Consider the following 25,696-nt stretch of genomic DNA (forward strand, 5'->3'; position numbering starts at 1 on the left):
AAAAGGGCTCATAAATGAGACCGTTATGCATCATCTGGACCATATGATATCATCTACGGAATGACTCAGGAAACTAAGATTACGCTAAGGCAGGGGTTAGACGAGTTTTATAGAGCTTATAAGGACTATCACAGCCATTCTGAAGAAGGAATATCCAATGAAGCCAAAGCGTTCTTTAAATCGCACGATATAGTGCATGTATTGTTTGGTTGTGATATATCATTATACGGCGAAGGCTCGGTCAAAATATGGACCATATTTGGTACCACTTTGGGGTTTTGCAATCACATCAGAGGGTATAGAGAAGCCAATGCATTCAGACTCTCCAGAAATTTCAGTTTTTCCCATGTAGTGAGTAATATTTTTAAGCTCTTATTCTCTGTCCCTGCACTCATATTAAAAGCCAGAAAGATGAAGAAACGTTGGCCCTGGACTGGTTTTGAGCCCTATTTGGATACTCCCATTTCAGACATTCGAAAAGAGTTTAATATTCGAGTATCATAGAATACCCTAAAGCGAAACAACGCCTTTAATTCATTACAGTCCTAAACTTCCGCTTATTTCCTATCTTAGTTAAAACCAAATATGATACGCCGGGGCCTACGCACTTAAGATTTATGTCAAGAAGAAAGAAAACCTAGGTAAATTGAAAAATGGAAAGAAGAGAATTTCTTATTAAATCTGTTACTGGTGGTGTTTTGTTAGGCATGAGCCCACTTTGGTCATGCGGGTCACAAAAGAAACTAAAAATACTTGTTTTAGGAGGCACCTTTTTCGTTGGACCATCGATTGTAAACGCCGCATTGCAAAACAACCATTCCGTTACTTTGTTCAATAGAGGAATTACAAACCCCACATTATTTCCAACCCTGGATCTTATTAAAGGGGATCGCGAAAAGGGAATAGAGGCATATGATCCCTTAAAGAAAGAACAATGGGATATCGTCATCGATGTATGGCCAGAAAAATCAAAATTAGTGGATGAAGCTACAGCGGCATTAAAAAACAGTGCCAAACACTATATTTTTATTTCTAGTATAGCGGTGTATAGCAATTTTCAGCAGGTTGGATTAAATGAGGAAAATGAAGTCGTCAGCCTTGAATTAGACAAAAATGAATGGAGCTACCCTGAAGAAAAACTGGCTGCAGAGCTATTTGTAAAAGAACGGTTCAAAGAAAATCACACCATATTGCGAGGAGGACCCATTAAAGGATGGAGAGACCCTGCTTTAGACATATTGTATTGGTGCATAAAGCTTAATCGCGATAACGCCATTATAGCTCCAGGTTCGGGTCTGGATCATTTGCAATTTATTGATGTGAAGGATATCGGAAAGTTTGCAATAACGGCAGCAGAAAATAAATTTACAGGTGTCTATAACTGTACGGGGCCTGGTGAAGATCCGCTGCTTTGGAAGGATTTCCTGGAAGGAGCAAAAAAACAATTCAATTCTCAAACTGAACTCATTTGGGCAAGCGAAGATTTCCTAACATCGAATAATGTTTCACCATTTAGTGATTTACCATTATGGACACCATTATCTGAAGATGCATTCATGCAGATAAGCAATGAGAAACTGGTGCAGACCGGATTTAAATTCAGGCCTGTTGAAATGACTTTAGAAGATTGCATGAAATGGTTGAGGACAAGTATGAATGATACTATAAAGTTCGGATCTGATGAAATTGAAATCGGCTTGGAAAGAAACAAAGAGATGATGTTAATTGACAAAATCAAAGCCTGATTTATTAAAGATACTAATCCCGTACATTAGAAGGTAAAATAAGTGCCTTAAAAGAAATTATGCTCCATTAAAACCGGCGTTTTTTATGACCCTTGTAAAGCGTAGGAACATTTTGATATGAAATATTTATTCTTACTCCTGATATTGGTGAATTTAAACACCTGCCAACAATCTAGCGGTGAAAAGGCAATTATCAAAAAACAGCGTATTAAACATTATTCTGCCAAAACAGACCCTCTCACTTTTGATATAAGAAAAGATGAAATAGAATTCGACTTTGAAATCGGATATGACAATAAAGGAAACCAAACATATTCTATTAATTTCCTGATGAACTCCAAAGACACGGTCTGGATCAATGCAAAAAATTCTGAGAGAAAAATGGGTGATAAAATTTGTTTTTACAGGGATTCCACATTGCTACAATGCAAACTGAAGCGAAATGATACGCTCTGGATTTACCATCCCCCAAATATTGATAAGCCTGCATCATATGAACTCTATGATGATCAAGGTTTAATTGGGGGCATATTTCCAAGTATGACAGGGAAGTTTCCCTACAAAAAGAGCTTCTTAAGCGATCGTAAATTTGATGAAAGGGGAAATTTAATTTATTACGTCAATACCGAATTCTATTTACCAAGGGATTTTGACTTTGGAAAAATACCGGCGGGAAAGACTAATCAAGAGAATCTGGTGCAGGCGGGACGTAAAAAAATTATCGAATCAGATTATGAATACTATAAATAAGAATAATCCCTACTATGCCAAAATTTTAGTTTTACAACAAAACCTGTAACCCATACCTCCCCAAAGTCTGCGTTAATTCTCTATCTTAGTTAAAACAATTTAGCTCCGTTGAGGCATTCATGTCCTTGGTGCGAGACTTCAGAAGGCGGTCCATTGCCGGATTCGTTGTCTGTACGCTAGAAAACAAAAACTATACAATAATAAATTATGAAAGTAAACGGTTACGCTGCTACCAGGCAGAACGCAAAATTAACACCTTATTCTTATGAATTAGGGGAGATAGGGCCTGAGCAGGTGGATATAGCAGTACATTATTGCGGTATCTGTCATTCTGATCTCAGTATGATCAATAATGAATGGGGGATGACTCAATACCCTTTTGTTCCCGGGCATGAAATCATTGGAAAAGTGATCGCTACAGGTAATGCTGTAAAAAATGTCGCAATTGGGGATAAAGTAGGCCTTGGGTGGATGTCTTCCTCCTGTATGAGCTGTGAACAGTGTATGCAAGGGGAACATCATCTTTGTGCGAATAGCGAGGCCACCATCGTAGGCAGGAATGGCGGATTTGCCGACAAGGTTCGGGGACATTGGTCATGGACCATTCCGCTCCCGGATGATATCGATATGAGTAAGGCAGGACCCCTGCTCTGTGGGGGAATAACCGTCTTTAATCCTATTATTTTAGCGGGCGTTCAGCCTACGAACACCGTGGGTGTCATAGGAATTGGAGGCTTAGGCCATATGGCTCTTAAATTTTTAAAACACTGGGGATGTGAGGTGATCGCCTTTAGCTCCAATCCCGATAAAAAGAAGGCTATCATGGAAATGGGCGCCAGCCGGGTGATCAATTCGAGGTCGCCTGAAGAATTAGAGAGTATTGCGGGGCAACTCGACTTTATTTTGAATACGACCAATGTTACTTTAGACTGGAACTCTTATTTAACTACCCTGGCACCTAAAGGTAGATTCCATACGGTAGGAGCTGTTCTGGAACCGATGGAAATCCCCGCTTTCAGCTTAATAATGGGAGAAAAGTCAGTAGGGGGAAGTCCGATAGGCAGTCCTGCATTAACCAAAACCATGCTCGATTTTTGTGTACGGCACAATATCTATCCGGAGGTTGAAGAATTTCCTATGGAGAAGGTAAATGAAGCTATTGAACACCTGGAAGAAGGAAAAGCGAGGTTCAGGATCGTATTGAAAAATAAGTAAAGCAGCGAAGTGTCTATGAAAAATAGAAATCTGGCTGAGCTTAAACTGGAAATTCAATTACAAGCCAAATACGGGATTGAATTTATGGTTTCTGCAGGAATTATCTGGTGTGTAATAGCCTATATCTGGACGCTGGAATACAGCTCCTTTGACAGAAGTATTTTGACGTTTATCGTGGGGGCGGTAATGCTTCCGCTGGCCTTTGGATTATCCAAGATCTTTAAGACGAAATGGAAGATAAAAGACAATCCTCTGGACTCCCTTGGACTATGGCTGAATTTTGCCCAATTGATTTATTTTCCCTTCCTGATTTTTACCCTGCTTAAGTTCCCTGACTATTTTATCATGGCCTATGCCATTATAACGGGAGCCCACTTGTTCCCCTATGCCTGGTTTTACGATGAAATTGGGTATGCGGTGTTTGCCGTAGTCATTTCGGTAGGGGCTTTACTCATCACCCTGAATGTGGATGCTTCAAGTGTCTGGATAGTACCCCTATTTACGGCAGGGTCGCTTTTTTTGTTGGCAGGTTGGATTGGGGTGAGAATTTCCAAAAGTCCTAAAAAGCAAGGAGCGCATTAAGGTCTAGATCTATGCTGTTTTATCAATTCGCACAATTTATAACAGATTCATAAGAACTTTTTTAAACCAGGACATAACTAATTATCTTTAGATGGATATCCTATGAAATGGTTTAATATTTTTTATTCACCTTTTCCCAGACCAAAACATACCTTCAAAAATGTATTTTGGTTATTGTTAATTGCACTGAGTGCAACTTTATTCATTATAATATTTAAACCTTTCGACATTGAAAATAAAACAGGGAGCGCATACTTCAACCTCGCTGTTTTCGGTTTAGGCCTAGTCTTCTTTCTTTCTATCTATTTTATTGAATTTTTAATTCCTGAACTTTTTTCGAGTCTGTATAAGAATTGGAGTTTTGGTAAGGCTGTGATATGGTATGCCTGGTTAATCTTATTTGTTGGAGCAGTGATGTTTATTAGTAAAAGTTATCTCTCCGGATTTCGTGATTTCACATGGACAGAGTATTTCTATGTATTGGGCAGGCTATTGGGAATTGGAATTACGGTATCCTTTTTTGTGATAGGCTTGTTTAATTATGTTAATCGCAAGAAATACACATTACTATCGTCCAATGAAAACTATCTAATTACTGCTGCCAATACCAAATCCTTGAGATTGAATTTAAATGATGTAATGTACATGGTTAGCGATGATAACTATGTGGATATTCATATTGAAAGAAATGGTATTCGTAAGAAATTGGTATTCAGATCTAGTTTAAAGAATATCGAGGACCAAATAGTTAATCCGATTACACCCATTTATCGCTGTCACAGACGTCATCTGATTAATATTACCGGTTTCCAACTTAAAAAAAACACGAGTAGAATAACCACTATTGAACACAAAAAATATAAAGATGAGATTCCAGTTTCTAAGCAATATGTAAGTCAAATAACAGGGCTTTTGCAAATTCGCCCCTAAAAATTACATATTCTCCACAAAGCCCGGTTTATCTATGGTATTGCATACTAATTAGTATTCATTTGTTGAGTCAAACTTAAATATTCATCAAATGAAAACTCTAAGAACAATTTTGTCATTACTTATCTGCACTCTTTTTTCTCAGTTAATTTTTTCTCAATCTGTTGCCCAAATAGATACAGAGGAAATTATTACATCCTATGTAGAGGACTTTAAAAATGATCGCTTCGCATCAGAGCCTATGATATTTGGATTAGAAGTAGTAAATCACGAATCGTGGACCATCCATGTAACAGGAAATAAAACAGAAGCAGGGTGGGAAGTAGTTTTAAAAGAAGGACTTCCTACATTACCTACCTTCATTTATTCCGTAGAAAAGGAAACATTAAGAGCTATTTTTAATGGAGAACTCAATGCTTTAACTGCTCAGGGTAAAGCTTTTGCCGGCGATTATGCGCCAATGAATGTAAAAGAAATGGAAGGTTTTGAAAGCGATATGGATATGGACAGTAAGATCAATGCCTTTTCATTCCATTTTTGGACCAGAGGATTTCCAGAAATCGTACCCTTTGCAGATGGATTGACACGAAAGGCACATGGCTCTAATTTTGTTGTATTCTATTATCAAAAAGGCTTACGCACGGCTTGGTACCGAGTTCTTCCCGAAGAAAAAGTAAGACATGATCCAAGAGAACAGGCAATGCCATTTCCGATGTTGATTGTTGCTATTAAAGGTGTAACTGAAGGTGAAGTTGACGGCAAACGCGTTTCTCTAACTGAGGGAAACACTGTTTTTATTCCGCCCTTTGCTGCACATAAATGGTGGAATGAAACAAATGAAGCTTCGGAAGCCATCCTGATCATGTTTGGTGAAGGCGCATGAAAGCAAAGAGTGTCCCATAAAATTTAAACAATCTTGATAATACACTTCACAACATTTATTACTTCTTGCAAGGAATTTCAACGTGGAATTCCTTGCAATTTGCTATCTTACTTTACTGCTTGAATGGTATGGATCATTTTGTTCTTTAAGCTATATCCTGACCTGTCGTTGTGATGTAATTCTGTATTAAAAATGGACGTTCAATTTGTCAAAAGATCAAGCTTGAAACTTTTTATATCAGGTATTTTGTTGCTTTCTTTTGTACCGATGCCAAGCCTCAATGCCCAGGTTCCAACAGAACCGATCATGGTTAAAATAAAAGGAGGAACTTATATTATGGGTCAGAATGATGGTGAGGGTGACGAGCGGCCGGAACACCTTGTGGAAATTGAGGATTTCTACATCGCAAAATTTGAGATTACGGTTTCAGAATACAGGGAATTTTGCCTGGCTACAGACAGGACAATGCCGAAGCAACCCGAGTGGGGCTGGATTGATGATCATCCCATAATTAATACCTCCTGGAATGATGCCTGTGATTACATACAATGGCTGAATAAGCGAACCGGGGAGGACTATCGTTTGCCCACAGAAGCAGAATTTGAATATGTGATCCGAAACGGGGGTGAAAAGGGAGTCTATCCCTGGGGAAAAGCCCTTCCGTCAAATGAAAACCTGGCAGACGAATCATTTCGTGCAAAAACCTCCAGAAGTGGTATATGGAAAAATTACTATGACGGATATGCTTTTACAGCGCCGGTGGGCTCTTTTAAGCCAAATAAACTGGGGGTTTGCGATATTAACGGAAATATTTGGGAATGGTGTAGCGACTGGTATGGGGAATATTCAGATCAAAAATCAAAGAATCCAATTGGAGCGACTACCGGAAAGCACAAAGTAGGCAGAGGGGCCAGCTATGGTACTGATCCCTGGCACTCTCGTTCAGCGAGCAGAGCGTATGTTGAACCTGATTTTAAAAGACCCGGGTTCAGGCTCGCGAAAGATAATGAATAAGCATTCGGCACATTTGCTGTGGCCGTGATTGCTCAGATTAAAATAGATGAAATCACACTACTAAATCAGGAAGAAATGGATGACAACCACATCAGCTATTTAGAATTTAAGGCAAAAGATCTTTCAGGAATAAAGAACTTTTATACCCGTGCCTTTGGTTGGGAATTTACGGATTATGGCCCTACTTATACTTCCTTCTCGGACAGCGGGGTTTACGGCGGATTTGAAAAAACTGATGAACCCCTTATCAATGGAGTCCTTGTGGTGTTGTATCATTCGGACCTCGAGGCCGCTAAGTTGGCCATCACCGAAAACGGTGGAACCATTGTTAAGGATATTTTTTCATTTCCCGGTGGGAAGCGTTTTCACTTTCGGGATCCCGAAGGCAATGAGCTTGCGGTATGGTCTGAATAATAGGGGTTCAGCTGGGGTAAAAACCCGATTCTAGGAATTTTTTAAATAACGAACTGGTGACAGAAAAAGAGAAAATGCTCAAGGGGATGAATTACGATTCACGGGATCCGGAATTAATAAAAATGTACCACAGGGCACGTCGATTATTAAAACGATACAACAATCTCAATTCTGAATTAGCCGAAGAAAGGGACCTGCTGTTGGCGGAATTGTTCGAATTTAAAGGAAAAGGGGTTTGGGTGGAACCCCCTTTTATTGCGACTATGGGGAAAATATTTCCATAGGCGCTAACACCTTTGTAAATACCAATTGCATCTTTCTGGACAACAATAAAATAACCATCGGCAAAAATGGACTCCTCGCTCCTTATGTTCAAATTTATACGGCCATCCATCCGCTAATAGCCTCGGAAAGGATAGTGGGGGAGGGAGACGAAACCCGATACCTGACCTCTACAAAGCCGGTGAGCATAGGAGATAATGTCTGGATAGGGGGCAATACAGTTATTTTTCCCGGAGTAACCATTGGTGATAATGTAACCATCGGAGCGGGGAGTGTGGTCACCAAAAACATCCCTGACCAGGTGCTGGCTTTCGGGAACCCTTGTGAAATAAAGAAAAAATTATAGGATTTAATAGAGATGTTAATGACAAGGACCTAAAGGGTTCACTTATTTGGTATCATCATAATAAATAATTAAACTGAAAATTATGGGAAATTATACGGACGGATTTGTATTCCCGATACGACACGATCACTTGCCCGAGTATAAGCAGGTAGCTGTTCAGGTTGCCGAGATCTGGAAGGAACACGGAGCACTGGCTTACTGTGAATATGTGGGTGACGATCTTGCATTGGAAGGAACTCGCTCCTTCCCAGAAATGGTTGAAGCGAATGAAGGGGAAGCCATCGTGTTTGGATGGGTAGTTTTTGATTCCCGGGAAACACGTAACCTGGCCAATGAAAAGGTGGCAGCCGACCCAAGAATGGCCGAATTAGTGGCACCCTTGACAGATTCAAGAAAAATTTTTGATGCCGGGAGAATGGCTTATGGCGGCTTTAAGGCCCTCACTATATCGCAATAAGTTGAGTTACAGCAGAAGACAAAAACTAGATCAAATCAATCACCCATGAAAGCGGCGGATAAGCTTTTGACAATAAAAATTATACATACGGTTATCTGGCTATTTTTTGTGGTGGTTATATTTTATGTACTGTACTCGGGTATCAGCGGCAGGGTAAATACCTATACCTGGATTGCCATAGCTCTGGTTGTGGGAGAAGGGATAACACTGTTGATCTTTAGGATGTTCTGCCCTCTCACATTGATGGCGAGGAAATATTCTGATTCGGAAAAGGATAATTTTGATATTTTTCTTCCCAACTGGCTGGCAAAGAACAATAAATTGATCTTCACCTCCCTTTTTGTAGTAGGGGTGATTCTGGTAGTTTATCAGTCCCTGAATAATTAAATTCGTCTCAACGTAGGCCCTACCGAATGAAAATAGTATTTGTAGTCAACAACAAGAACAATCGTCTGGCGAAAATACTACCGATGCTCCGGGAAGCCTGTGATCGATCAGATTTTAGTGCTGTTGAATTCAAGCATACCACAGGGAGTAAGCACGCCATTGAACTGGGAAGGAATGCAGCTTTAGGCGGCTGTGACTTTCTGATAGGGGTTGGAGGAGATGGTACCCTTTACGAACTGGTCAACGGGCTGTTCCAGAGTGAGATTCCACCACAGGACTTGCCGGTATTGGGGTTACTCCCATACGGCTCGGCCAATGATTTTGCCAGATCGGCAGGGATCAATGATTCAATTGAGGAACTGATCACTTTGATATTATCGAATAGTATAAAAAAGATCGACCTGGGCAGGATTATTTTGAAACAGAAACAGGAAATCCATGTTTTTGTTAACATAGCCGGCGTGGGCCTGGGACCTGAAGTGGTGAAAAGCATGGAGCAATCATCAAAGGTGCTGAGCCCTCGATTTAATTACTTTAGTAGTATTTTAAAGGGTTTCCTCCGGTATCAGAAGACAAATGTGAGTTGTTCCTGTGGCACATGGCATTGGACAGGAAAGTTGCTTCAAATGGCCGTGGCTAACGGACGTTTTTTTGGGAATGCCATATGTGTGGCACCGGAGGCAGTCCTTGATGATGGCACTTTTCAACTGGTAATCTTCGGAGATCTGAGTATCTGGGACTATTTGAAGAACCTGGGAAAATTGAAAAAGGGATGTAAAATAATTCACCCGGAAGTACATTACTACAGGGCTAAAGAAGTAGTACTGGAGAGCGAAGAACCATGTGGTATAGAAGCGGATGGTGAGTATATTGGCCTTATTCCCGCTACCTTGAGTATTATGCCAAAAGCAATCAACTTTCTAATGCCTCTTGATTCTTAACACTATCATTTCTAGACGATTTACATTTCAATTTAAGGACTAATGGTGCGTTATAATTAGGTTAAATAGCCAAGGCTTTAAAAATCTTAAACCCTTGATTATCTTTGGATTACGCGCTTCTCATATAGGATCGGTAGAAGTAGATGGATCTGCTTGTACCTATTGTCATAATTCCGGAACACAAAATATAAGTCAGTTTGGAAGATACTTCCATATCTTCTGGATTCCCATGTTTCCAGCAGGGAAAAGCACTTTTAGTGAATGTGTTCATTGTAAGAGAACGATCAGGAAAAAAGAGTTCTCTTCAGACTTGAAAAAGGTATATCAAATCAATAAATCCAAAATAAAAAGACCGGTCTGGCATTGGTCTGGGATTATTCTGATAGGAATATTGATTACTACTTTCTATGTCCTTTCAAAGATCTGAGTAAAAGGTTGATCAGTAAAAAGTATTAGGATACATCATCATTTTTTAAGTAAGGCTTCAACATAATGATGAGTGTTTTGGTATTCCATTTTAAGGGCATGCAAAAACAGTATTACTTCTTCCCGAAAAGGGTAATCGGGGGACAGACAGTCATTAAAATTGCCGTCCATTACAGTAATTAAAATGTACCAGTTTGAATTTCTGGAAGAATGAGCATCTTCGAGAATTGGATCGTAACCTTCTGAATTCAATACCCCATCGATTACAACAGGGAGCAAATTGACAACTTCCGTTACTTTTTCTCTTTCGTCAAACGACATAAAGTAAGTTTGTCCGTTTACTGTAAAAGGCACATTGAGTTCCACGTTTTCAAAGTCTAGATCAAATCTGGAATTTATATAGTGATAAAATTCATCTGCTTCTTTGACGTCTTCAAACACAAAGGCGTGCTGCCTCGGCAGATCTCGTTTAAACTTTTTTGCCACAACAATTTTGTAGTCATCAATATTCGGGGCAATCTTAATGGGGATACAGCTAAAACATAAAGAAAATACGGCCAGGACTAGAAATTTTCTCATGGAAGTTGGTTTCCGGAAATACCACAATAATTATACCTTTTAAATAATCGTACTGATTAAATCTTTTACACCCTCGCCTGTAGAAGGTCAAAATAGATTGGAAGGACGCTTTATTAATCGTAATATTGCGATTAATTAAATATTCGGATCATGGGTTTGGCGAAAACGGAGATATTTACAGACGAACAGAATCAAATCTCACTATTTGCAAAGGCATTCGGGCATCCTGCACGGGTAGCAATTCTGCAAAAACTCTTTGCAATTGATACTTGTTACTGTGGGGATCTGGTAATGGAAATTGGCCTGGCGCAACCCACCATCTCACAGCATCTAAAAGAACTCAAATATTTAGGACTCATAAAAGGAACCGTTGAAGGCACAAGCGTATGCTATTGCATCAACCCGGTGAAATGGATGAAAATGAAAGAAGTGATGTCTGAATTTCTCGATCAGGATGTCCCAAAACCGGATTGTTGTTAAAATTTTAATTCCTTCACTGGCAGTACTATGAGTAAACAAAAATTAAGCTTTCTAGATAGAAATCTCACCCTGTGGATCTTTGTGGCTATGGCCTTTGGCGTGGGTATCGGGTATTTTGTGCCTACATTTCCTGAGCTGATCAATTCATTCAACAGTGGAACAACGAATATCCCAATAGCCATTGGTTTAATCCTGATGATGTATCCGCCTTTGGCAAAAGTAAATTACGCCCTCTTGCCGAAAGTATTTAAAAACACAAAGGTCCTCTCTATTTCATTGATACTCAATTGGATTATTGGCCCGGTGTTGATGTTTGTGCTTGCCATTTCATTTTTACGGGACTATCCGGAATATATGGTCGGACTCATCTTAATAGGATTGGCACGCTGTATTGCCATGGTGCTGGTCTGGAACGACCTCGCGGAAGGAAGTAGTGAATACGGAGCTGGATTAGTAGCCCTAAACAGTATTTTCCAGGTTTTTGCCTATAGTTTTTACGCCTACTTTTTTATCACCCTCCTTCCCCCTTATTTTGGGTTTGAAGGTGCCATCGTTGACATATCTATTGGGACTATCGCGGAAAGCGTAGCTATTTACCTGGGCATCCCATTTGCCATGGGAATTTTTAGTCGGCAAATTCTTGTGAAACTCAAAGGCGAGGATTGGTACACGGATACCTTTATTCCGGCTATATCACCAATGACTTTGATAGCACTATTATTTACTATCGTGGTGATGTTCTCACTCAAAGGAGAATTGATCGTAGATCTCCCTATAGATGTTATGATTATTGCAATTCCTTTGCTGCTCTACTTTACCCTGATGTTTATCATTGGTTTCTTCTTTACCAAAGCCACAGGAGCAGAATATGACAAAACCACTTCAGTTGCCTTTACAGCGGCTGGAAATAATTTCGAATTGGCAATAGCCGTGGCCATAGCAGTGTTTGGATTGAATTCCGGGCAGGCATTTGCTGGGGTCATAGGACCATTGGTTGAGGTGCCTGCATTGATCTTATTGGTACGTGTGTCGTTTTGGTTGCGAAAAAGATATTTCAGCAAGGCGCTTACCTAAAGCGCAACAATTCATTATTATTACACAGTTTAAAAAACAGACTAAAGGATGTTGTATATCATTAGCGGGGCATCCAGATCAGGTAAGACTATCATTGCAAAAAAGCTATCAGCCCAATTAGGCATCCCATATCTCTCGCTGGATTGGATTATGATGGGATTTACTAATGGCTTGCCTGAATTTGGGGTACATGACAAATTATTTCCGGATGAGATCGCAGAAAGGCTCTGGAACTTTATAAAAGCGATGTTGGAAAGCATGATTTATACGGATACGGACTGTGTGATTGAAGGTGAAGCCCTGCTCCCTGAACTGATCATTGAATTGCTTCAAAAACACCCGGACAATGTGAAAGTTTGTTTTCTGGGTTATTCCGAAGTAGAAATTGATAGAAAAGTCAACGAGATCAAGAAATTCAGCCAATTAAAAAGCGACTGGTTAACAGATAAATCCGATGCTTATATTGAGGATCATGTCAAAAATATGATCGCTCATAGCAAGCTTATAAAAAGATCCTGTACGGAGAACCAATTAAAATACATCGATACCTCAAGCTCCTTTTCGGATGCCATAGACGTTACTATGAAGTATTTGTCGGTGTAGATCTATTAAAAATATATGGTTTACTCAAATTCTAAGCTATTAGCCAAACAATTTAGCCTTGAGAAACCAGGAGTTCATCTCAGAAATATTGGATATGGAGATCCCCTCCGGACACTCAACTTCACATGCCCCGGTAAAGGAACAATTCCCAAACCCTTCCAGGCTCATTTGTGCAACCATATCTTTAGTTCGGCTATAGGCTTCAGGTTTACCCTGGGGCAAAGCATTGAGGTGATTTATTTTGGCTGAAGTAAAGAGCATTGCAGAGGCATTTTTACAGGCGGCCACACAGGCACCACAACCAATACAGGCAGCCGCGTCCATAGCTTTGTCTGCAATCTCCTTTCCTATGGGAATGGCATTAGCCTCCGGTGCAGTCCCGGTTTTTGCAGTAATAAATCCTCCCTGTTCAATAATCCTGTCAAAAGCTGATCGGTCTACCACAAGGTCTTTCAGCACAGGAAAAGCCGTTGCCCTCCAAGGTTCTACGGTGATTACATCTCCATCTTTGAAGCTACGCATATGTAATTGACAAGTGGTTATGTTTCGATGTGGCCCATGTGCCCTGCCGTCGATAAACACTCCGCATTGCCCGCAGATGCCTTCCCGGCAATCGTATTCAAAGGCAATGACTTCTTCTCCCTGAAGCACCAGCTGTTCATTGAGGTGATCCAGGGCTTCGAGAAAAGACATATCCTCGTTCAGGCCTTCGGTTTCATATTCCTTAAATCTACCCTTGCTTTTACTGTTTTCCTGTCTCCAGATTCTGAAAGTAACTTTCATGCTTATTCTTATTTATAGCTTCTCACGGTCGGTTTAACAAATTCAAATTCGAGGACTTCCTTGTGTAGTTTAAATCCTTCTGAGTGGTACTCCCAGGCAGAGACATAGGCATAATCTGCATCTTTACGGACCGCTTCACCCTCGGATGTCTGGTATTCCTCTCTGAAATGAGCCCCACAAGACTCTTCTCTTTGCAAGGCATCGGTACACATCAGTATTCCCAATTCGATAAAGTCTGCCAGACGCAGGGCTTTCTCCAATTCAGGATTCATTTGAGATGCACTACCATTTATTCTCACCTCCTGCCAGAAATCCTCCTTGATCTCCTCTATCCTTGACAAAGCCTTCTTAAGACCTTCACTGTTACGGCTCATAGCACATTCCTGCCACATCACTTTACCGAGTTCGCGATGGAAATAGTCTACGGTTTTAGTACCATTAATTGAGAGTAATCTTTCAATATATTCCTTCACCTCCTCTTCAACCTCCTCAAAGGCCGGATGATCTGAGCTAATGCCCGGTGTTTTCATCTCCGAAGCCAGGTAATTATTGATGGTATTGGGAAGGATAAAGTAGCCGTCAACACTGGCTTGCAACAAAGAATTCGCTCCAAGTCGGTTAGCCCCATGATCTGAAAAATTACATTCCCCAACGGCGTACAATCCGGGGATGGTGGTCATCAGTTCATAATCAACCCATAGTCCGCCCATGGAGAAATGAGCTGCGGGGGAGATTTGCATCGGTTCCTTGTAGGCATCTACCCCTGTGATCTTTTTATACATCGAGAACAGATTCCCATAGCGATCTTGTATGGTTTCCAATCCCAGTCGTTCAATAGCGTGTTTAAAGTCGAGATAAACCGCATTTTTAAGTCGGCCTACCCCATGACCGGCATCAATGCGCTCTTTAGCCGCCCTGGAGGCGATATCCCGGGGAGCGAGGTTGCCAAAACTCGGATAACGCCTCTCCAGGTAATAATCCCTCTCCTCTTCGGGGATGTCATTAGCCTTACGGTTATCATTTTTGTCTTTGGGGACCCAGATCCTGCCATCATTTCTCAGCGATTCAGACATCAGGGTAAGTTTAGATTGTGCTTCGCTCGATTGAGGTAGGGCAGTAGGGTGGATTTGCGTAAAACTAGGAGCAGCAAAAAGAGCCCCTCTTTTATGCGCTTTCCAAATGGCCGAGCCGTTACATCCAATGGCGAGGGTAGAAAGCCTGAATACCCTTGAATAGCCTCCCGTGGCCAGGACTATTGCATCTGCTGCATACCGTTCTATGGCCCCTGTGACCAGGTTTCGGGCAATGATCCCCTTTGCCTTTCCATCTACAACCACCAGATCGAGCATCTCAGTTCTGGTGTGCATCCTTACTTTTTTTGCCCGGATCATTTTATAAAGCTGAGAGTAAGCGGCAAGCAGCAGTTGCTGCCCGGTTTGCCCCCTGGCGTAAAACGTCCTTTGCACCTGTACCCCTCCAAAACTTCGGTTTACCAATACTCCCCCATACTCTCTGGCAAAAGGAACACCCTGCTGAGTGAAGTGGTCAATGAGAGGTGCGGATAGCTCTGCCAGGCGGTAGGTATTGGCCTCCCTGGAACGGAAGTCGCCCCCTTTCAAAGTATCGAAAAACATCCTCCAGACGCTGTCTCCGTCATGCTGATAATTTTTAGCAGCATTTATACCTCCTTGTGCCGCCACAGAATGGGCTCTGCGAGCAGAGTCCTGATAGCAAAAACATTGCACATCATAGCCCAGTTCGGCCAGAGTCGCAGCAGCTCCGGCTCCTGAAAGCCCGGAACCTACAACAATTACATTGAGTTTTTTCTTATTGGCCGGGTTGACGAGCTGACTGTTTATTTGATAGTTACGCCATTTATCTTCCAGTTTACCCTCAGGAATTTTAGCATCTAAAAGCATTTGTATTATTGGGATTTAACAGAGCAGTATCTGCGAGATTAGACTTGGTTGCTTTTATCAAATATCAACATAGTTCACGGTATTCAATATGATAAATGTCATTTCATGAAGCATCTGTCAACAGTACTGAAAAGAATCAGAATTTCGATACCATCTATAACCTTCTCAGTCTTTCCCCGTATTGATGCCGTCATTCTTGTATTTGAAGACATGGATTTCCAAAAAAAAGTTCATAATTGACAAACAATAAAAAGGAAAATAACGCTCAAGTAGTTGAGTCAGGCTAAAATAGCCTAATTTGCTCGTTCGTGATCGCGCAATGATTCCATATCGCGGCCAAAATCGACGAATCAACCCTATATGGCTAAGAATCAGGAAAATGTAGAGCTTAAAAGAGTAGTTGGAGTAACAGGTCTTTCTTTAAATATTATCAACATCACGGTGGGTGCCGGAATTTTTGCCTTACCTGCTATTGTAGGAGTAGAATTGGGAGCCTTCAGTATTTTTGCTTATTTATTTTGCGGGTTGATGATGGCTGCCATTATGTTGTGTTATGCCGAAATAGGCACCCGTGTCACCAAATCTGGAGGTAGCTACGCTTATGTGGTTACTGCTTTTGGGGAATTCGCAGGTTTTGTTGTAAACTGGCTTGCTGTCTTTGGATGGAGTATCCTGGGGAGTGCGGCCTTGATGAATATTATTGCTGATTCTCTTGCCGTTGTTTTTCCAGTTTTTTCGAATCCCTGGATCAGAGGTGTATTTTACTTTGTTCTCCTGGCTTTCCTGGTAATCACAAACATTCGAGGGGCAAAACAGGGGGTAGCCTTGATCAAATGGATCACGGTGATAAAAGTGTTGCCCTTACTGGGGATCGGATTCTTTGGTCTAAGCCTGATCATTCCGGAGAATCTGCAATGGGAACACTTACCTTCTTTAAAGTCGTTCAGCAACACCACGCTCATTCTGTTTTTTGCTTTTGCGGGCTTCGAAACGGCATTAGGGGCCAGTGGAGAGATTAAAAACCCAAAGCGAACCATCCCGCTCGGGATAATGATTGGTGGGGCAACGGTTCTATTGATTTATTTACTATTGCAAACGGTAACCCAAGGGATTTTGGGACCCCAGATAGAAGTTTTTAAGAATGCACCTCTTGCCGCAGTCGCAGAACGACTAATGGGGACGATGGGGGGCACTCTGCTTTTGATCGCAGCGGCAATTTCGTGTTATGGTGCAGTCAGTACAGATGTTATGAGTACGCCCCGCGTATTATTTGCTGGAGCCAGAGACGGACTTTTTCCCAAATTCCTGGGGAAGGTCCACCCAAAATTTGCCACCCCGTACTGGTCGATCATCTTTTTTACCGGCTTAATTTTTCTCTTTTCCATTTCCGGCGGATTTGAGCAACTGGCCATTCTTGCCAGTGCTGCGATACTGTTGATCTACCTGCTGGTAATCCTGGCGACTATCCGGATGCGGAGAAAAAAATCCGAAATATCGGAAAAGACCTTTAAGGTTCCGGGCGGATGGACAATTCCCATGATCGGTATTGCCTCTATACTGTGGCTACTCAGTAGTTTGACATCCTGGGAGTTTTTGTCAATAGCCATTTTCCTTTTGATTATTTGTGCAATTTATTTCGGGGCAAGATGGTTAAAGAATAAAAAAGTAAAAGAGTGATCGAATTTAAAAGCCTTAAGATAAGGTCTATTGTATTTCTACTTGTAGTATTCATTACCTATGTCGGGCTTTATGGCCAGGATGCTGCTACTACTAATTCGCCTTCCGAACCGGTTAAGGTATTATTTGTGGGTAACAGTCTTGTTTACACTAACAATCTGCCCGACCTGGTCCAAAAAGAAGCGCTGAGTAAAGGAATTGACATGGATTGTGAAATGATCGCCTTCCCCAACTACGCCATAATTGATCATTGGAAGGACGGAATGGTGCAAAAATTGATTTCCGAAAAGGCGTATGACTTTGTAATCCTTCAACAGGGACCTTCTTCTCAAAAGGAAGGCAGGAGAATGCTCATAGAGGACGGTAAAAAGTACCGCGAGCTCTGTGAGAAGTACAATGCACAACTCTGCTATTTTATGGTTTGGCCTTCGCTGGCGTATTTCGAAACTTTTGATGGAGTGATACAGAATTATCGGGATGCTGCCTCAATAAATAACGCCATCATACTCCCGGTTGGGGAAGTGTGGAAAGATTATATTGAACAGACTAAGAAGTTCGACTATTACGGACGTGATCAGTTTCATCCTTCAACCCTCGGCAGTACTGTTGCCGCTAAAGTTATCGTGAAACACTTAATCCCGCCGAAATAACGAAACTGTGCGGATAGGCAGAAGCGACTTTGGGGCATTTTTTGCGCGATTCTTCGTCTAACCGATTCTTACTTAGTACCTTTGCCGCTTTAAATTTTTAACCCTAGAAAACAGGAAAATGGGAAAAGTAAAAGATAATGATACCATTAGAGTTCATTACACAGGAAAATTAAATGACGGGCAGGTTTTTGACAGCTCACTTGAAAGGGATCCATTAGAGGTAACCCTTGGGCAGGGAGCTTTAATCCCCGGTTTTGAAAAAGGGCTGATCGATATGGAAGTTGATGAGAACAAAACCATCACCATTCCAAAAGAAGAAGCCTATGGAGAAGTGAGAAAGGAGTTATTTCAGAAAGTCAATAAAAGTGATCTCCCTGAAGAGATTAAACCTGAAATAGGAATGGGCCTTGTTGCCACAAATCCTGACGGATCTGAACAGCAACTGCGCATCGTAGAAGTAGAGGAAGAGCATATTGTAATTGATGCCAATCACCCTCTCGCCGGACAGGATCTTATTTTCGATCTTACCTTAGTGGAGATTAAATAGTACTCCACATCAATAAAAGATATAAAGCCACAGGCCTGTGAAAATAGGATGTGGCTTTTTTTACGCGAAAGTCTTAGCTGAAAAAAGGCGAAATGCTACTAAAGAACTGGATTTTAGGGAACTAAATAGACTCAACAGGTTCAACAACCCTTGTGTCAACACGATGTTTGGGCTGTTCTGGTCTTTGTTTTTTCTGCTGCTTTGCCTTTTGCATTTGTTTGCGTTCCCAGGCAGTGGGACTGCCAAACATGATTGACCAACTCTTCTGTGGACGTTTCCACATATCCCTGAGTAAGTCGCCCCAGGCGTGAAATACCAAATAGACTGGATTAAATGAGTCTACAGGCTTGGTAATACCGTAGATAGCCTGCTCCTTTTCTTCTTTAAAGGTGCCAAACATTCGGTCCCAGATGATCAGGGTAGACCCGAAATTCTTATCGATATAATCCTCATTTACTGCGTGATGAACTCTATGGTGTGAAGGTGTCACAAAGATATATTCGATGGGAGCGGGTAGTTTTCGTATTAATTCTGTATGAATCCAGAATTGATATAAGATTTCCATCTGATGTATGATGATGAAGACTACAGGGTCGAAACTCATCATAAATACGGGCACAAAAAATATCAGCTTCAGGTTCTGCACCCAGGACAAACGAAAGGAAGTGGAAAAGTTATAGTATTTAGAACTGTGGTGAACCACATGGGTAGACCACCAAAAACGCTGCATATGTGATATACGGTGCGACCAGTAGCGCACAAAATCGAGGGCGATAAAACACACAATATAAGACCACCAGGTGTGTGGGATGGTCCAGGGCGTGAGATTATAGCAGATCACAACAATATAGAAGATCCCAACCTTGGTTAGGGCATTTACAAACAGGTTTCCAAAACCTATGGCTGAGGAGGCTAAGAAATCTTTCCCGTGATAAAGATCTTTCTTTTGCCTGTACGACAGGAAATACTCCAGAGCTACCAAGCCGAACATGATTGGAGCAGCTATCCAGATAATCGTGTTAAAATCTAATTGAAGCAGGCCTTCTAAGGTAAGCTGTTTATTTTCGATGGGATTCTTGTAGTTTCCTACAAAGCTATCATAAAAATAGTTATTAATGCAGTGACAAGGGTAAATAAATGGGTATTCGGGGCTCTCTATGACCAAAAGTCGCTTAATTACAGATCTAATTACTGAATATGGCCAAACGGTCTATACGCCTGATCAACAATAAGAAAGGCGGCCGACTAGCCTTGAATATGGGGATATAAATCCTGAATACCTCAACGATAAACTTAGCTAAATAGAACAATTGAAAAAGGGGAGTCTTATCGCCATAAGATACTCAGTAAGCTGGATTGGCACGTACTTAAATTGAATTCTATGATTTCCCAAACCTCCGTTTCCAGACAATTTCAGACCTGGAAATAACCAAAATAAGCTTCAGATTGGGGATTATTCAACAAGATTTAATAACTTGAAGAACATCAATCTAAGGTTAGCAATGACAGATACAAGCCACCACGATGAACGAATCGCTAAAATGAAATTCGCTTCAGTTTATCCGCACTATGTCACAAAAGTAGAGAAGAAAGGAAGGACCAAAGAAGAACTGCATGAAGTGATTCGTTGGTTAACGGGCTATAATGAAAGCGATTTGGAAAAAATCCTTCAGGAAGAGGTCACCTTTGAGCAGTTCTTTAGTAAAGCCCAAATCCATCCCAATGCGCATCTGATCAAAGGGGTTATCTGCGGGTACAGGGTAGAAGAGATTACTAATAAAACCACAAGAGAGACAAGGTACCTGGACAAACTCGTGGATGAACTGGCAAAGGGGCGACCTATGGAAAAGATACTGCGAAAGTCCGATTAGTCTGTTAGATCTCTGCTTAGCTTGTCCATTTAATACTATCAACCAAATACCTCAATACTTATGAAATTAGGTGCATTTTCTATCAGTTTGGCCGTAAAAGACATCAAGGCTTCTAAAGCATTTTACGAAAATCTGGGATTCAAACAATTCACAGGTGAAGAGGCAAAGAATTATGTAATTATGAAAAACGAGGACACGCTTATTGGCTTGTTTCAGGGCATGTTTGAGAACAATATCCTGACCTTTAATCCGGGTTGGGATTCGAACGCGGCAACACTAGATGATTTTGACGATGTACGTGATATTCAAAAGAAACTAAAGAGCCGCGGAATACAATTGCATTCAGAAGTTAAGGAAGATACCACAGGGCCCGGCAGTTTTGTGGTGTTAGATCCTGATGGGAATGCTATTTTGATCGATCAGCACATATAGTAATATTTTATCTGATAAAGTAGGAGCCATTTGTACTTGGCTGAACAAGTACATCCTTTATTAGGCCGATTAATTCTTTTAATTTTTAAAACATATAATGCTTAAAAAATAAAGTACGTCTTGCTATTCTTAGCCTTAAGCCACATCTGTGCTTTTGGGCAGAACTATAATTCAATCGGGGAAACGCTCACAGGATCCTGGGATGGTGCATTCATCAAAGGAAACTCATATCAGAAGATCCAGATCGAGTTTAGCCAGAAGGAAGGTAAGGTTTTCGGCCTGCAGATTATGGAAGAATGGCATCCTTCATACGGGGAATTTCAAGTGCCTGTGGAAATTGACAGTATTGGAAAAATAAGGTTAGCAACGGGCTATGGAGAGGCCGAACTGGTTCTGGATGTAAAAAATCTGGAACTTATTGGACAGCTTAAAGATCAAAATCCATCGATCTATCTGCACTTTAAAAAAACAGCAGAAAAGCCAAAACCAGATTTCAGCGTTGAAGAAGTTTCTATTTCGAATGGAGAAATCAGCCTGTCTGGCCATCATCATATTCCAAGTATAAATGTAAAAAAGACAGCAATTATCATAGTGGGAGGCAGAGGTTGTTATGCAGGCAGTACTAAATACAATTTATATGCTAAATTCTTGAGGAAATACGGTATGTCTGTATTGGTATACAATAAGAGGGGTACCGGTCTTTCCTCGGGAGATTGTGGTACGGCAACGATGGAGGATATGGCAAAAGATCTGATTAGTGCAAAACAGTTTCTTGCCAACCATCAGAATGGCTATGAGAAAATTGGAGTGCTCGGAACAAGTGCAGGAGGCTGGACGATGTTAAAAGGGGAGGAGTTAACCGATTTTGATTTTATGATCTCCATTGTGGGTCCTTCTACCTCTGTAAAGGATCAACAGTTGCAGTCTATGGCCTATGGCGCCGATGTTTTTAAACTTTCTCAAACGGCAAAACGCAATGTAGAAGTGTATACCGAGATGATGTTTTCGGCGAAGACATCACAAGGTGATTTCGATAAAATGAATGATCTCCTTCTGCGTGCGGAAAAGGAAAACTGGAAACAACTCCTGGAAGACACTGATATACCCCAGTCAGTTGCGGGGATTGAACAGCTTTGGGTACGGCGACATAATTACGACCCAAAGTCGGTTTTATCTGCTTTTAACAATCCATACCTGGCTATATATGGGGAAAGAGACTGGATAGTTCCTCCCGGGGAAAATATTAGTTTACTCAAGAGCTATTTCGCAGACAGGCCAGATCTTCTCACCGTAGTTGAAGCCTACAATGCTGAGCACGGAATGGAAATGGAGGCCAAATGGATCGATTTAAGTGCCGGCCGGTCCTATTGGCATTTTTATCGCATTTCACCAGAAGTAAGAATTGAAATCGTCGATTTCTTACGTAAACACGAGCTGGTTGATTAGGATTTTAAAATTGCAAAATGAAATATACATGCTCGGTTATTATTGATCTGCCGGCAAACCAACTTGCTGATCTATGGGCTAATCCCGATTTTTTCGATCAGTGGCAGGATGGCTTTAAATCTGTTATTTTATTGGAGGGTGAATCCGGATCGATAGGGGCAAAATCAAAATTGGTCTACGGTCACGAAAAGAAAGATTTAGAATTGATCGAAACGATCATTTTAAATAATCTTCCGGAGAAGAAAATAGCGCTTTATGAACATGTTCAAATGATCAACACCCAGACTACATGCTTTGAAAAATTGACGGATAATTCAACGCGCTTTATATCCGAGGTAGAATACACCCACTTCCGCGGATTTATTCCAAAACTGATGGCAATGGTTTTCCCAGGCGTATTTAAAAAACAAAGTCAGAAATGGATGGATCAATTTAAAATTTTTGCGGAAAAGAAATATAATTCCTCCTGAGTTAAGGACTATAACAGACCCTAATAAAGAATTGTGCAAAACATATGCTACAGTGCATAGACTACTCGAAAAGTAACAAAGCGTGGCTGTATAAAAGTCTCTGAAGTAAATACTGAAAGGTTATTGGCACTGTTTCGCACCTGCGAGTCTATGTCGAGTAGGTTACTTGCCCTGATCTCGTATTCCCATTTCGCATCCCTGTCCTTCCTGTAGGAGAGGGTGGCATCCCAGTTTTGGAATGACTGGGAATTCCCGTTCCCCAGATCTTGATTGGTGTATGTATATTCGGTCCGAAAAGTTACAGACTTCCATATATAAGCGTCAAACTCAACTGAAGGGGCGTTGGTCACAAATTTGGTCTTACCTCCACCCTGATTATTGTTGGTGACACTGTACCGATACCTGAGACTCACATTAGGAGCTACCTTGTAATTTGTTCTAATCCCGGGAGTGTACGTCTGGGTATACCCCTCATTTAAGGATTGCTGTCCCTGAATAAACTGATTGATCTTGCTGTAATTGAAACTGGCATTCAATGTGGTGCGGATTTTTCCGAAAGTGCGTTGGATTCGTCCAAACACATTCACATTTTCATCCGCAAAGTTGGAATTAAAGAAGGTGCTGGTTCTAATAACACTTTCAAAATTTGTAAGACTCCTGATTTGATCAATATTGCTGGTATAGGCCGCTCTGGCAAAGACATTGGTATAATTAAACAAGTTGAAACTGCTATAGAACAGACTCACATTGTGGGAAAGCGCATTTTGCAGGTCGGGCTCTCCAAACTGGATATTGTTAAAGTTGTTTAATACCAGACCCCGTGCAAGTCGGGTTACATCGGTAAACTGATTGCGCATTTCATACCTCAACGTAAGGGCCTCACTCTTTTTAAACTGTATACGGGTTTCAAAGTCGGGTAAGAAGCGAAAGAAATTATCCTCGAATGTTTCCCCAAACTGAGTGTTCTTATTGCCATAGGCATGTACCGAGAATCCGGGTGTAAGGGTGAATTTACCTGTTTTTAGCCTGTAATGGATGCCCAGGTAAAGATCACTAAAATTATACTCTGTATCGTTTGTTGCAAGACCATCGTTAAAATTAGGAGTTGGGTTGAACTCAGAACCGTCCTCCAAGAATTGGAAGATATTGGAATTAAATTCCTGCCTGCTCAGAATTGTTCCCAGTGTGAAATTGAAATTACTTTGAGCGTTCAGGATATGATAATAGTCTAATTTGGCATCCAGTTGATTTGAAAGTACACGCCTGTTTTGTCCCAGATTGTAATTGTTCAAGGAAGTATCGAGTCCCAGTGCCTCTGCAGTATTGTCGAAGGCATCGTCGCCATTGGGGTCATTGACCAAAAGTGCGTTATAGAAGGGATCTTCATCCCTGATCAGGTGCTGAGCTTCCAGGGCAAAAATGTTATTTTCATCAAGAGTGTAATAGTAATTTAAATTCTGGTTTACACTAAAAGGAGTTACTTCGTCTAATTGGGTGGTGTTGCCAATTACAGAAGAAAAAAGATTTTGGTTTTGGGAGTCATTGGATATACGGCCAAGGACATCGTAGTCTAACTGATTATTAAGATCGGGCTGATAGGAAGCACTTAGCTTCAGAAGCCCTTGATTTGAGCGCTCTCTGCTCGATTGCTCTGTGGCTTCATCAGGGATTCCCAGCTCGGGATCTGTATATTGAATAAAACTGCTTTCCCTTGATAATATCCTGCTACTGTTGTAGATGAGAAATCCACTAAGGTCCAGACTTCCGTTAGGGGAATAGCTGAAATTTCCTGTGGCTAACTTGTTTTCAATTTCAAGGGCGTTATTCTGACTCGTTAGAAAATTAAGGCTGTTATCCCCCAGGTTTAAACTGGTACCGCTGCTTCTGCTAGGGGAACGGAAACCTCCGCCGAAGTTGCGGATATCGCGTCTGCTTAAAGCAACTTCTCCCGTATTGTTAAAGTCTCCAATAAAATTAAGGCTGTATTTGGGACTGTAATAAAACAGTTTGGGTTGTAAGAGGTAAAGTTCTTTGTCAGGGGAGGCACCGGCCCCGGCAGTAATATTGCCGAACCAAAAACTCTCTTTCCCTTCCTTGAGTTTAATGTTCATGGCCACATTGTCCTGATTGTTTGCAACACTTCGCAACTGGCCCACTTCTGAGTAGTTCCTCAACACCTGTATTTTATCAACAGCTTTGGAAGGGATGTTCTTTGTGGCTAATTTGGTATCCCCGTCAAAGAAATCTTTTCCATTGACCATAATTTTGTTGACCACTTTTCCCTCAACTTCTACCTGCCCGTCTTCGTTGATTTCAACGCCCGGCAGTTTTTCCAGTACGTCTTCCAGTTTTCTTTCGGTACCATTCTGGAAAGAGTCGGCATTATAGACTACGGTGTCCCCCATGACCCTTACCGGGATTTCTGAAACGACTTCTACTGCATCAAGGGCGTTAGCCAACTCTAAGGTGAAATTTTTGACTATATCAGTAGAAGAAGTGGTAATCACCTCCTTGTAGGTTTTCATACCCACATAGCTGATCTGCAGCTCAAAAGAACCGTTTTCCCCTAAGTCGAGTTTAAACTTACCCTCTTCGTTTGTAATCGCATACGATTCGAGATCTGTGGTTTCCTGATTTATGGCAATGACGTTTGCAAGGTAGAGGGGGCATTAAGGGTGTCTTTAACTACGCCTTGCAGCGTAACCTGTGCGAAAGTGCAGTTGACTATGAGTAACAGCGCATAACGAAGAAAGTCTTTCATGAAGGCATCTGAGCTAGTGGAAGAAAATTAAT

29 protein-coding genes are annotated in these 25,696 nt (G+C 41.2%); 24 read left to right on the forward strand and 5 right to left on the reverse strand.

Annotated features, from left to right (window positions below; translation table 11 throughout):
- Window positions 1–60: 60 nt before the first annotated feature.
- The 14 genes from EQY75_RS05310 to EQY75_RS05375 all read left to right on the forward strand — a co-directional run bounded on the left by EQY75_RS05310 (window position 61) and on the right by EQY75_RS05375 (window position 9,946).
- Window positions 61–504: a hypothetical protein gene (locus EQY75_RS05310; protein WP_129603524.1), complete on the forward strand. Its 444-nt coding sequence runs from the start codon at window positions 61–63 to the stop codon at window positions 502–504.
- Window positions 505–653: 149 nt separating this feature from the next.
- A complete protein-coding gene (locus EQY75_RS05315) occupies window positions 654–1,745 on the forward strand; it encodes an NAD-dependent epimerase/dehydratase family protein (protein WP_129603526.1) in 1,092 nt (363 codons plus the stop codon).
- A gap of 117 nt (window positions 1,746–1,862) precedes the next feature.
- Complete coding sequence (locus EQY75_RS05320) at window positions 1,863–2,495, forward strand: hypothetical protein (protein ID WP_129603528.1); 633 nt, start codon at window positions 1,863–1,865, stop codon at window positions 2,493–2,495.
- A gap of 207 nt (window positions 2,496–2,702) precedes the next feature.
- Window positions 2,703–3,710 carry an NADPH-dependent aldehyde reductase Ahr gene (gene ahr / locus EQY75_RS05325; RefSeq protein ID WP_129603530.1) on the forward strand — a complete coding sequence of 336 codons (1,008 nt, stop codon included), beginning with the start codon at window positions 2,703–2,705 and terminating at the stop codon, window positions 3,708–3,710.
- 15 nt (window positions 3,711–3,725) lie between these two features.
- Window positions 3,726–4,292 carry a DUF7010 family protein gene (locus EQY75_RS05330; protein WP_129603532.1) on the forward strand — a complete coding sequence of 189 codons (567 nt, stop codon included), beginning with the start codon at window positions 3,726–3,728 and terminating at the stop codon, window positions 4,290–4,292.
- A 102-nt stretch (window positions 4,293–4,394) separates the two neighbouring features.
- Window positions 4,395–5,222 (forward strand): LytTR family transcriptional regulator DNA-binding domain-containing protein, encoded by an 828-nt coding sequence (locus EQY75_RS05335; RefSeq protein WP_129603533.1) that lies wholly within the window; start codon window positions 4,395–4,397, stop codon window positions 5,220–5,222.
- Window positions 5,223–5,313: 91 nt separating this feature from the next.
- Window positions 5,314–6,105 (forward strand): cupin domain-containing protein, encoded by a 792-nt coding sequence (locus EQY75_RS05340; RefSeq protein WP_129603535.1) that lies wholly within the window; start codon window positions 5,314–5,316, stop codon window positions 6,103–6,105.
- A 222-nt stretch (window positions 6,106–6,327) separates the two neighbouring features.
- Window positions 6,328–7,119 carry a formylglycine-generating enzyme family protein gene (locus EQY75_RS05345; protein WP_165200536.1) on the forward strand — a complete coding sequence of 264 codons (792 nt, stop codon included), beginning with the start codon at window positions 6,328–6,330 and terminating at the stop codon, window positions 7,117–7,119.
- 18 nt (window positions 7,120–7,137) lie between these two features.
- Entirely contained in the window at window positions 7,138–7,533 is a 396-nt protein-coding gene (locus EQY75_RS05350) for a VOC family protein (RefSeq protein WP_246020019.1), read from the forward strand.
- A gap of 56 nt (window positions 7,534–7,589) precedes the next feature.
- The gene (locus tag EQY75_RS14440) at window positions 7,590–7,817 is read left to right on the forward strand and encodes a maltose acetyltransferase domain-containing protein (RefSeq protein ID WP_129603539.1); all 228 of its coding nucleotides are present in this window, start codon (window positions 7,590–7,592) and stop codon (window positions 7,815–7,817) included.
- A complete protein-coding gene (locus tag EQY75_RS14315; protein WP_129603541.1) occupies window positions 7,769–8,161 on the forward strand; it encodes a sugar O-acetyltransferase in 393 nt (130 codons plus the stop codon). Before EQY75_RS14440 ends, EQY75_RS14315 begins: the two co-directional genes overlap by 49 nt.
- Before the next feature lie 82 nt (window positions 8,162–8,243).
- A complete protein-coding gene (locus tag EQY75_RS05365; RefSeq protein WP_129603543.1) occupies window positions 8,244–8,618 on the forward strand; it encodes a DUF1428 domain-containing protein in 375 nt (124 codons plus the stop codon).
- Window positions 8,619–8,663: 45 nt separating this feature from the next.
- Complete coding sequence (locus EQY75_RS05370; protein WP_129603545.1) at window positions 8,664–9,005, forward strand: hypothetical protein; 342 nt, start codon at window positions 8,664–8,666, stop codon at window positions 9,003–9,005.
- Between the two features lie 26 nt (window positions 9,006–9,031).
- Window positions 9,032–9,946, forward strand: a complete 915-nt coding sequence (locus EQY75_RS05375; RefSeq protein ID WP_129603547.1) for a diacylglycerol/lipid kinase family protein — start codon at window positions 9,032–9,034, stop codon at window positions 9,944–9,946.
- Window positions 9,947–10,411: 465 nt separating this feature from the next.
- Here the strand turns inward: EQY75_RS05375 and EQY75_RS05380 are convergent, their stop codons facing one another.
- Window positions 10,412–10,951 carry a hypothetical protein gene (locus EQY75_RS05380; RefSeq protein ID WP_129603549.1) on the reverse strand — a complete coding sequence of 180 codons (540 nt, stop codon included), beginning with the start codon at window positions 10,949–10,951 and terminating at the stop codon, window positions 10,412–10,414.
- Between the two features lie 150 nt (window positions 10,952–11,101).
- Between EQY75_RS05380 and EQY75_RS05385 the strand changes: the two genes are divergently transcribed.
- Genes EQY75_RS05385 through EQY75_RS05395 form a run of 3 tightly spaced genes read left to right on the forward strand, consistent with a single transcriptional unit; the run spans window position 11,102 to window position 13,108 of the window.
- On the forward strand, window positions 11,102–11,431 hold the full coding sequence (locus EQY75_RS05385) for an ArsR/SmtB family transcription factor (protein ID WP_129603551.1): 330 nt from the start codon (window positions 11,102–11,104) through the stop codon (window positions 11,429–11,431).
- A gap of 27 nt (window positions 11,432–11,458) precedes the next feature.
- Window positions 11,459–12,505, forward strand: coding sequence for an ACR3 family arsenite efflux transporter (gene arsB, locus EQY75_RS05390; RefSeq protein WP_129603553.1), 1,047 nt, complete (start codon window positions 11,459–11,461; stop codon window positions 12,503–12,505).
- A 48-nt stretch (window positions 12,506–12,553) separates the two neighbouring features.
- A complete protein-coding gene (locus EQY75_RS05395) occupies window positions 12,554–13,108 on the forward strand; it encodes an adenylate kinase family protein (protein ID WP_129603555.1) in 555 nt (184 codons plus the stop codon).
- A 39-nt stretch (window positions 13,109–13,147) separates the two neighbouring features.
- On the opposite strand, the gene EQY75_RS05400 is transcribed toward EQY75_RS05395, so the two are convergent.
- Window positions 13,148–13,891 carry a succinate dehydrogenase/fumarate reductase iron-sulfur subunit gene (locus EQY75_RS05400; RefSeq protein ID WP_129603557.1) on the reverse strand — a complete coding sequence of 248 codons (744 nt, stop codon included), beginning with the start codon at window positions 13,889–13,891 and terminating at the stop codon, window positions 13,148–13,150.
- Between the two features lie 8 nt (window positions 13,892–13,899).
- Window positions 13,900–15,810, reverse strand: coding sequence for a fumarate reductase/succinate dehydrogenase flavoprotein subunit (locus tag EQY75_RS05405; protein ID WP_129603559.1), 1,911 nt, complete (start codon window positions 15,808–15,810; stop codon window positions 13,900–13,902).
- A gap of 360 nt (window positions 15,811–16,170) precedes the next feature.
- Between EQY75_RS05405 and EQY75_RS05410 the strand changes: the two genes are divergently transcribed.
- From EQY75_RS05410 to EQY75_RS05420, 3 genes are all read left to right on the forward strand, one after another.
- Window positions 16,171–17,487, forward strand: coding sequence for an APC family permease (locus EQY75_RS05410; protein ID WP_129603561.1), 1,317 nt, complete (start codon window positions 16,171–16,173; stop codon window positions 17,485–17,487).
- Window positions 17,484–18,137, forward strand: a complete 654-nt coding sequence (locus tag EQY75_RS05415; RefSeq protein WP_246020021.1) for an SGNH/GDSL hydrolase family protein — start codon at window positions 17,484–17,486, stop codon at window positions 18,135–18,137. The genes EQY75_RS05410 and EQY75_RS05415 overlap by 4 nt, the downstream gene beginning before the upstream one ends.
- Window positions 18,138–18,255: 118 nt before the next feature.
- Complete coding sequence (locus tag EQY75_RS05420; protein WP_129603563.1) at window positions 18,256–18,684, forward strand: FKBP-type peptidyl-prolyl cis-trans isomerase; 429 nt, start codon at window positions 18,256–18,258, stop codon at window positions 18,682–18,684.
- A gap of 121 nt (window positions 18,685–18,805) precedes the next feature.
- Here the strand turns inward: EQY75_RS05420 and EQY75_RS05425 are convergent, their stop codons facing one another.
- Complete coding sequence (locus EQY75_RS05425; RefSeq protein WP_246020023.1) at window positions 18,806–19,849, reverse strand: sterol desaturase family protein; 1,044 nt, start codon at window positions 19,847–19,849, stop codon at window positions 18,806–18,808.
- 337 nt (window positions 19,850–20,186) lie between these two features.
- On the opposite strand from EQY75_RS05425, the gene EQY75_RS05430 reads away from it, so the two are divergent.
- The 4 genes from EQY75_RS05430 (at window position 20,187) to EQY75_RS05445 (ending at window position 22,903) form a co-directional block, all read left to right on the forward strand.
- Window positions 20,187–20,555: a DUF2200 domain-containing protein gene (locus EQY75_RS05430; protein WP_129603565.1), complete on the forward strand. Its 369-nt coding sequence runs from the start codon at window positions 20,187–20,189 to the stop codon at window positions 20,553–20,555.
- Window positions 20,556–20,615: 60 nt separating this feature from the next.
- Window positions 20,616–20,987 carry a VOC family protein gene (locus EQY75_RS05435; RefSeq protein WP_129603567.1) on the forward strand — a complete coding sequence of 124 codons (372 nt, stop codon included), beginning with the start codon at window positions 20,616–20,618 and terminating at the stop codon, window positions 20,985–20,987.
- A 120-nt stretch (window positions 20,988–21,107) separates the two neighbouring features.
- Window positions 21,108–22,433: an alpha/beta hydrolase gene (locus EQY75_RS05440; protein WP_129603569.1), complete on the forward strand. Its 1,326-nt coding sequence runs from the start codon at window positions 21,108–21,110 to the stop codon at window positions 22,431–22,433.
- A gap of 17 nt (window positions 22,434–22,450) precedes the next feature.
- Window positions 22,451–22,903, forward strand: coding sequence for an SRPBCC family protein (locus tag EQY75_RS05445; protein ID WP_129603570.1), 453 nt, complete (start codon window positions 22,451–22,453; stop codon window positions 22,901–22,903).
- 47 nt (window positions 22,904–22,950) lie between these two features.
- Here the strand turns inward: EQY75_RS05445 and EQY75_RS05450 are convergent, their stop codons facing one another.
- On the reverse strand, window positions 22,951–25,548 hold the full coding sequence (locus EQY75_RS05450; RefSeq protein WP_484203311.1) for a TonB-dependent receptor: 2,598 nt from the start codon (window positions 25,546–25,548) through the stop codon (window positions 22,951–22,953).
- Between the last annotated feature and the right edge of the window lie 148 nt (window positions 25,549–25,696).

Origin of the sequence: Muriicola soli (genome assembly GCF_004139715.1) — a bacterium.
Taxonomy (GTDB): Bacteria; Bacteroidota; Bacteroidia; order Flavobacteriales; family Flavobacteriaceae; genus Muriicola; species Muriicola soli.

What these genes read in the sequence shown, in the direction of transcription:
- EQY75_RS05310 (WP_129603524.1), top strand. Translation starts at nt 61, where the DNA reads ATGACTCAGGAAACTAAGATTACGCTAAGGCAGGGGTTAGACGAGTTT.
- EQY75_RS05315 (WP_129603526.1), top strand. Translation starts at nt 654, where the DNA reads ATGGAAAGAAGAGAATTTCTTATTAAATCTGTTACTGGTGGTGTTTTG.
- EQY75_RS05320 (WP_129603528.1), top strand. Translation starts at nt 1,863, where the DNA reads ATGAAATATTTATTCTTACTCCTGATATTGGTGAATTTAAACACCTGC.
- ahr (WP_129603530.1), top strand. Translation starts at nt 2,703, where the DNA reads ATGAAAGTAAACGGTTACGCTGCTACCAGGCAGAACGCAAAATTAACA.
- EQY75_RS05330 (WP_129603532.1), top strand. Translation starts at nt 3,726, where the DNA reads ATGAAAAATAGAAATCTGGCTGAGCTTAAACTGGAAATTCAATTACAA.
- EQY75_RS05335 (WP_129603533.1), top strand. Translation starts at nt 4,395, where the DNA reads ATGAAATGGTTTAATATTTTTTATTCACCTTTTCCCAGACCAAAACAT.
- EQY75_RS05340 (WP_129603535.1), top strand. Translation starts at nt 5,314, where the DNA reads ATGAAAACTCTAAGAACAATTTTGTCATTACTTATCTGCACTCTTTTT.
- EQY75_RS05365 (WP_129603543.1), top strand. Translation starts at nt 8,244, where the DNA reads ATGGGAAATTATACGGACGGATTTGTATTCCCGATACGACACGATCAC.
- EQY75_RS05370 (WP_129603545.1), top strand. Translation starts at nt 8,664, where the DNA reads ATGAAAGCGGCGGATAAGCTTTTGACAATAAAAATTATACATACGGTT.
- EQY75_RS05375 (WP_129603547.1), top strand. Translation starts at nt 9,032, where the DNA reads ATGAAAATAGTATTTGTAGTCAACAACAAGAACAATCGTCTGGCGAAA.
- EQY75_RS05380 (WP_129603549.1), bottom strand. Translation starts at nt 10,951, where the DNA reads ATGAGAAAATTTCTAGTCCTGGCCGTATTTTCTTTATGTTTTAGCTGT.
- EQY75_RS05385 (WP_129603551.1), top strand. Translation starts at nt 11,102, where the DNA reads ATGGGTTTGGCGAAAACGGAGATATTTACAGACGAACAGAATCAAATC.
- arsB (WP_129603553.1), top strand. Translation starts at nt 11,459, where the DNA reads ATGAGTAAACAAAAATTAAGCTTTCTAGATAGAAATCTCACCCTGTGG.
- EQY75_RS05395 (WP_129603555.1), top strand. Translation starts at nt 12,554, where the DNA reads ATGTTGTATATCATTAGCGGGGCATCCAGATCAGGTAAGACTATCATT.
- EQY75_RS05400 (WP_129603557.1), bottom strand. Translation starts at nt 13,891, where the DNA reads ATGAAAGTTACTTTCAGAATCTGGAGACAGGAAAACAGTAAAAGCAAG.
- EQY75_RS05405 (WP_129603559.1), bottom strand. Translation starts at nt 15,810, where the DNA reads ATGCTTTTAGATGCTAAAATTCCTGAGGGTAAACTGGAAGATAAATGG.
- EQY75_RS05410 (WP_129603561.1), top strand. Translation starts at nt 16,171, where the DNA reads ATGGCTAAGAATCAGGAAAATGTAGAGCTTAAAAGAGTAGTTGGAGTA.
- EQY75_RS05420 (WP_129603563.1), top strand. Translation starts at nt 18,256, where the DNA reads ATGGGAAAAGTAAAAGATAATGATACCATTAGAGTTCATTACACAGGA.
- EQY75_RS05430 (WP_129603565.1), top strand. Translation starts at nt 20,187, where the DNA reads ATGACAGATACAAGCCACCACGATGAACGAATCGCTAAAATGAAATTC.
- EQY75_RS05435 (WP_129603567.1), top strand. Translation starts at nt 20,616, where the DNA reads ATGAAATTAGGTGCATTTTCTATCAGTTTGGCCGTAAAAGACATCAAG.
- EQY75_RS05445 (WP_129603570.1), top strand. Translation starts at nt 22,451, where the DNA reads ATGAAATATACATGCTCGGTTATTATTGATCTGCCGGCAAACCAACTT.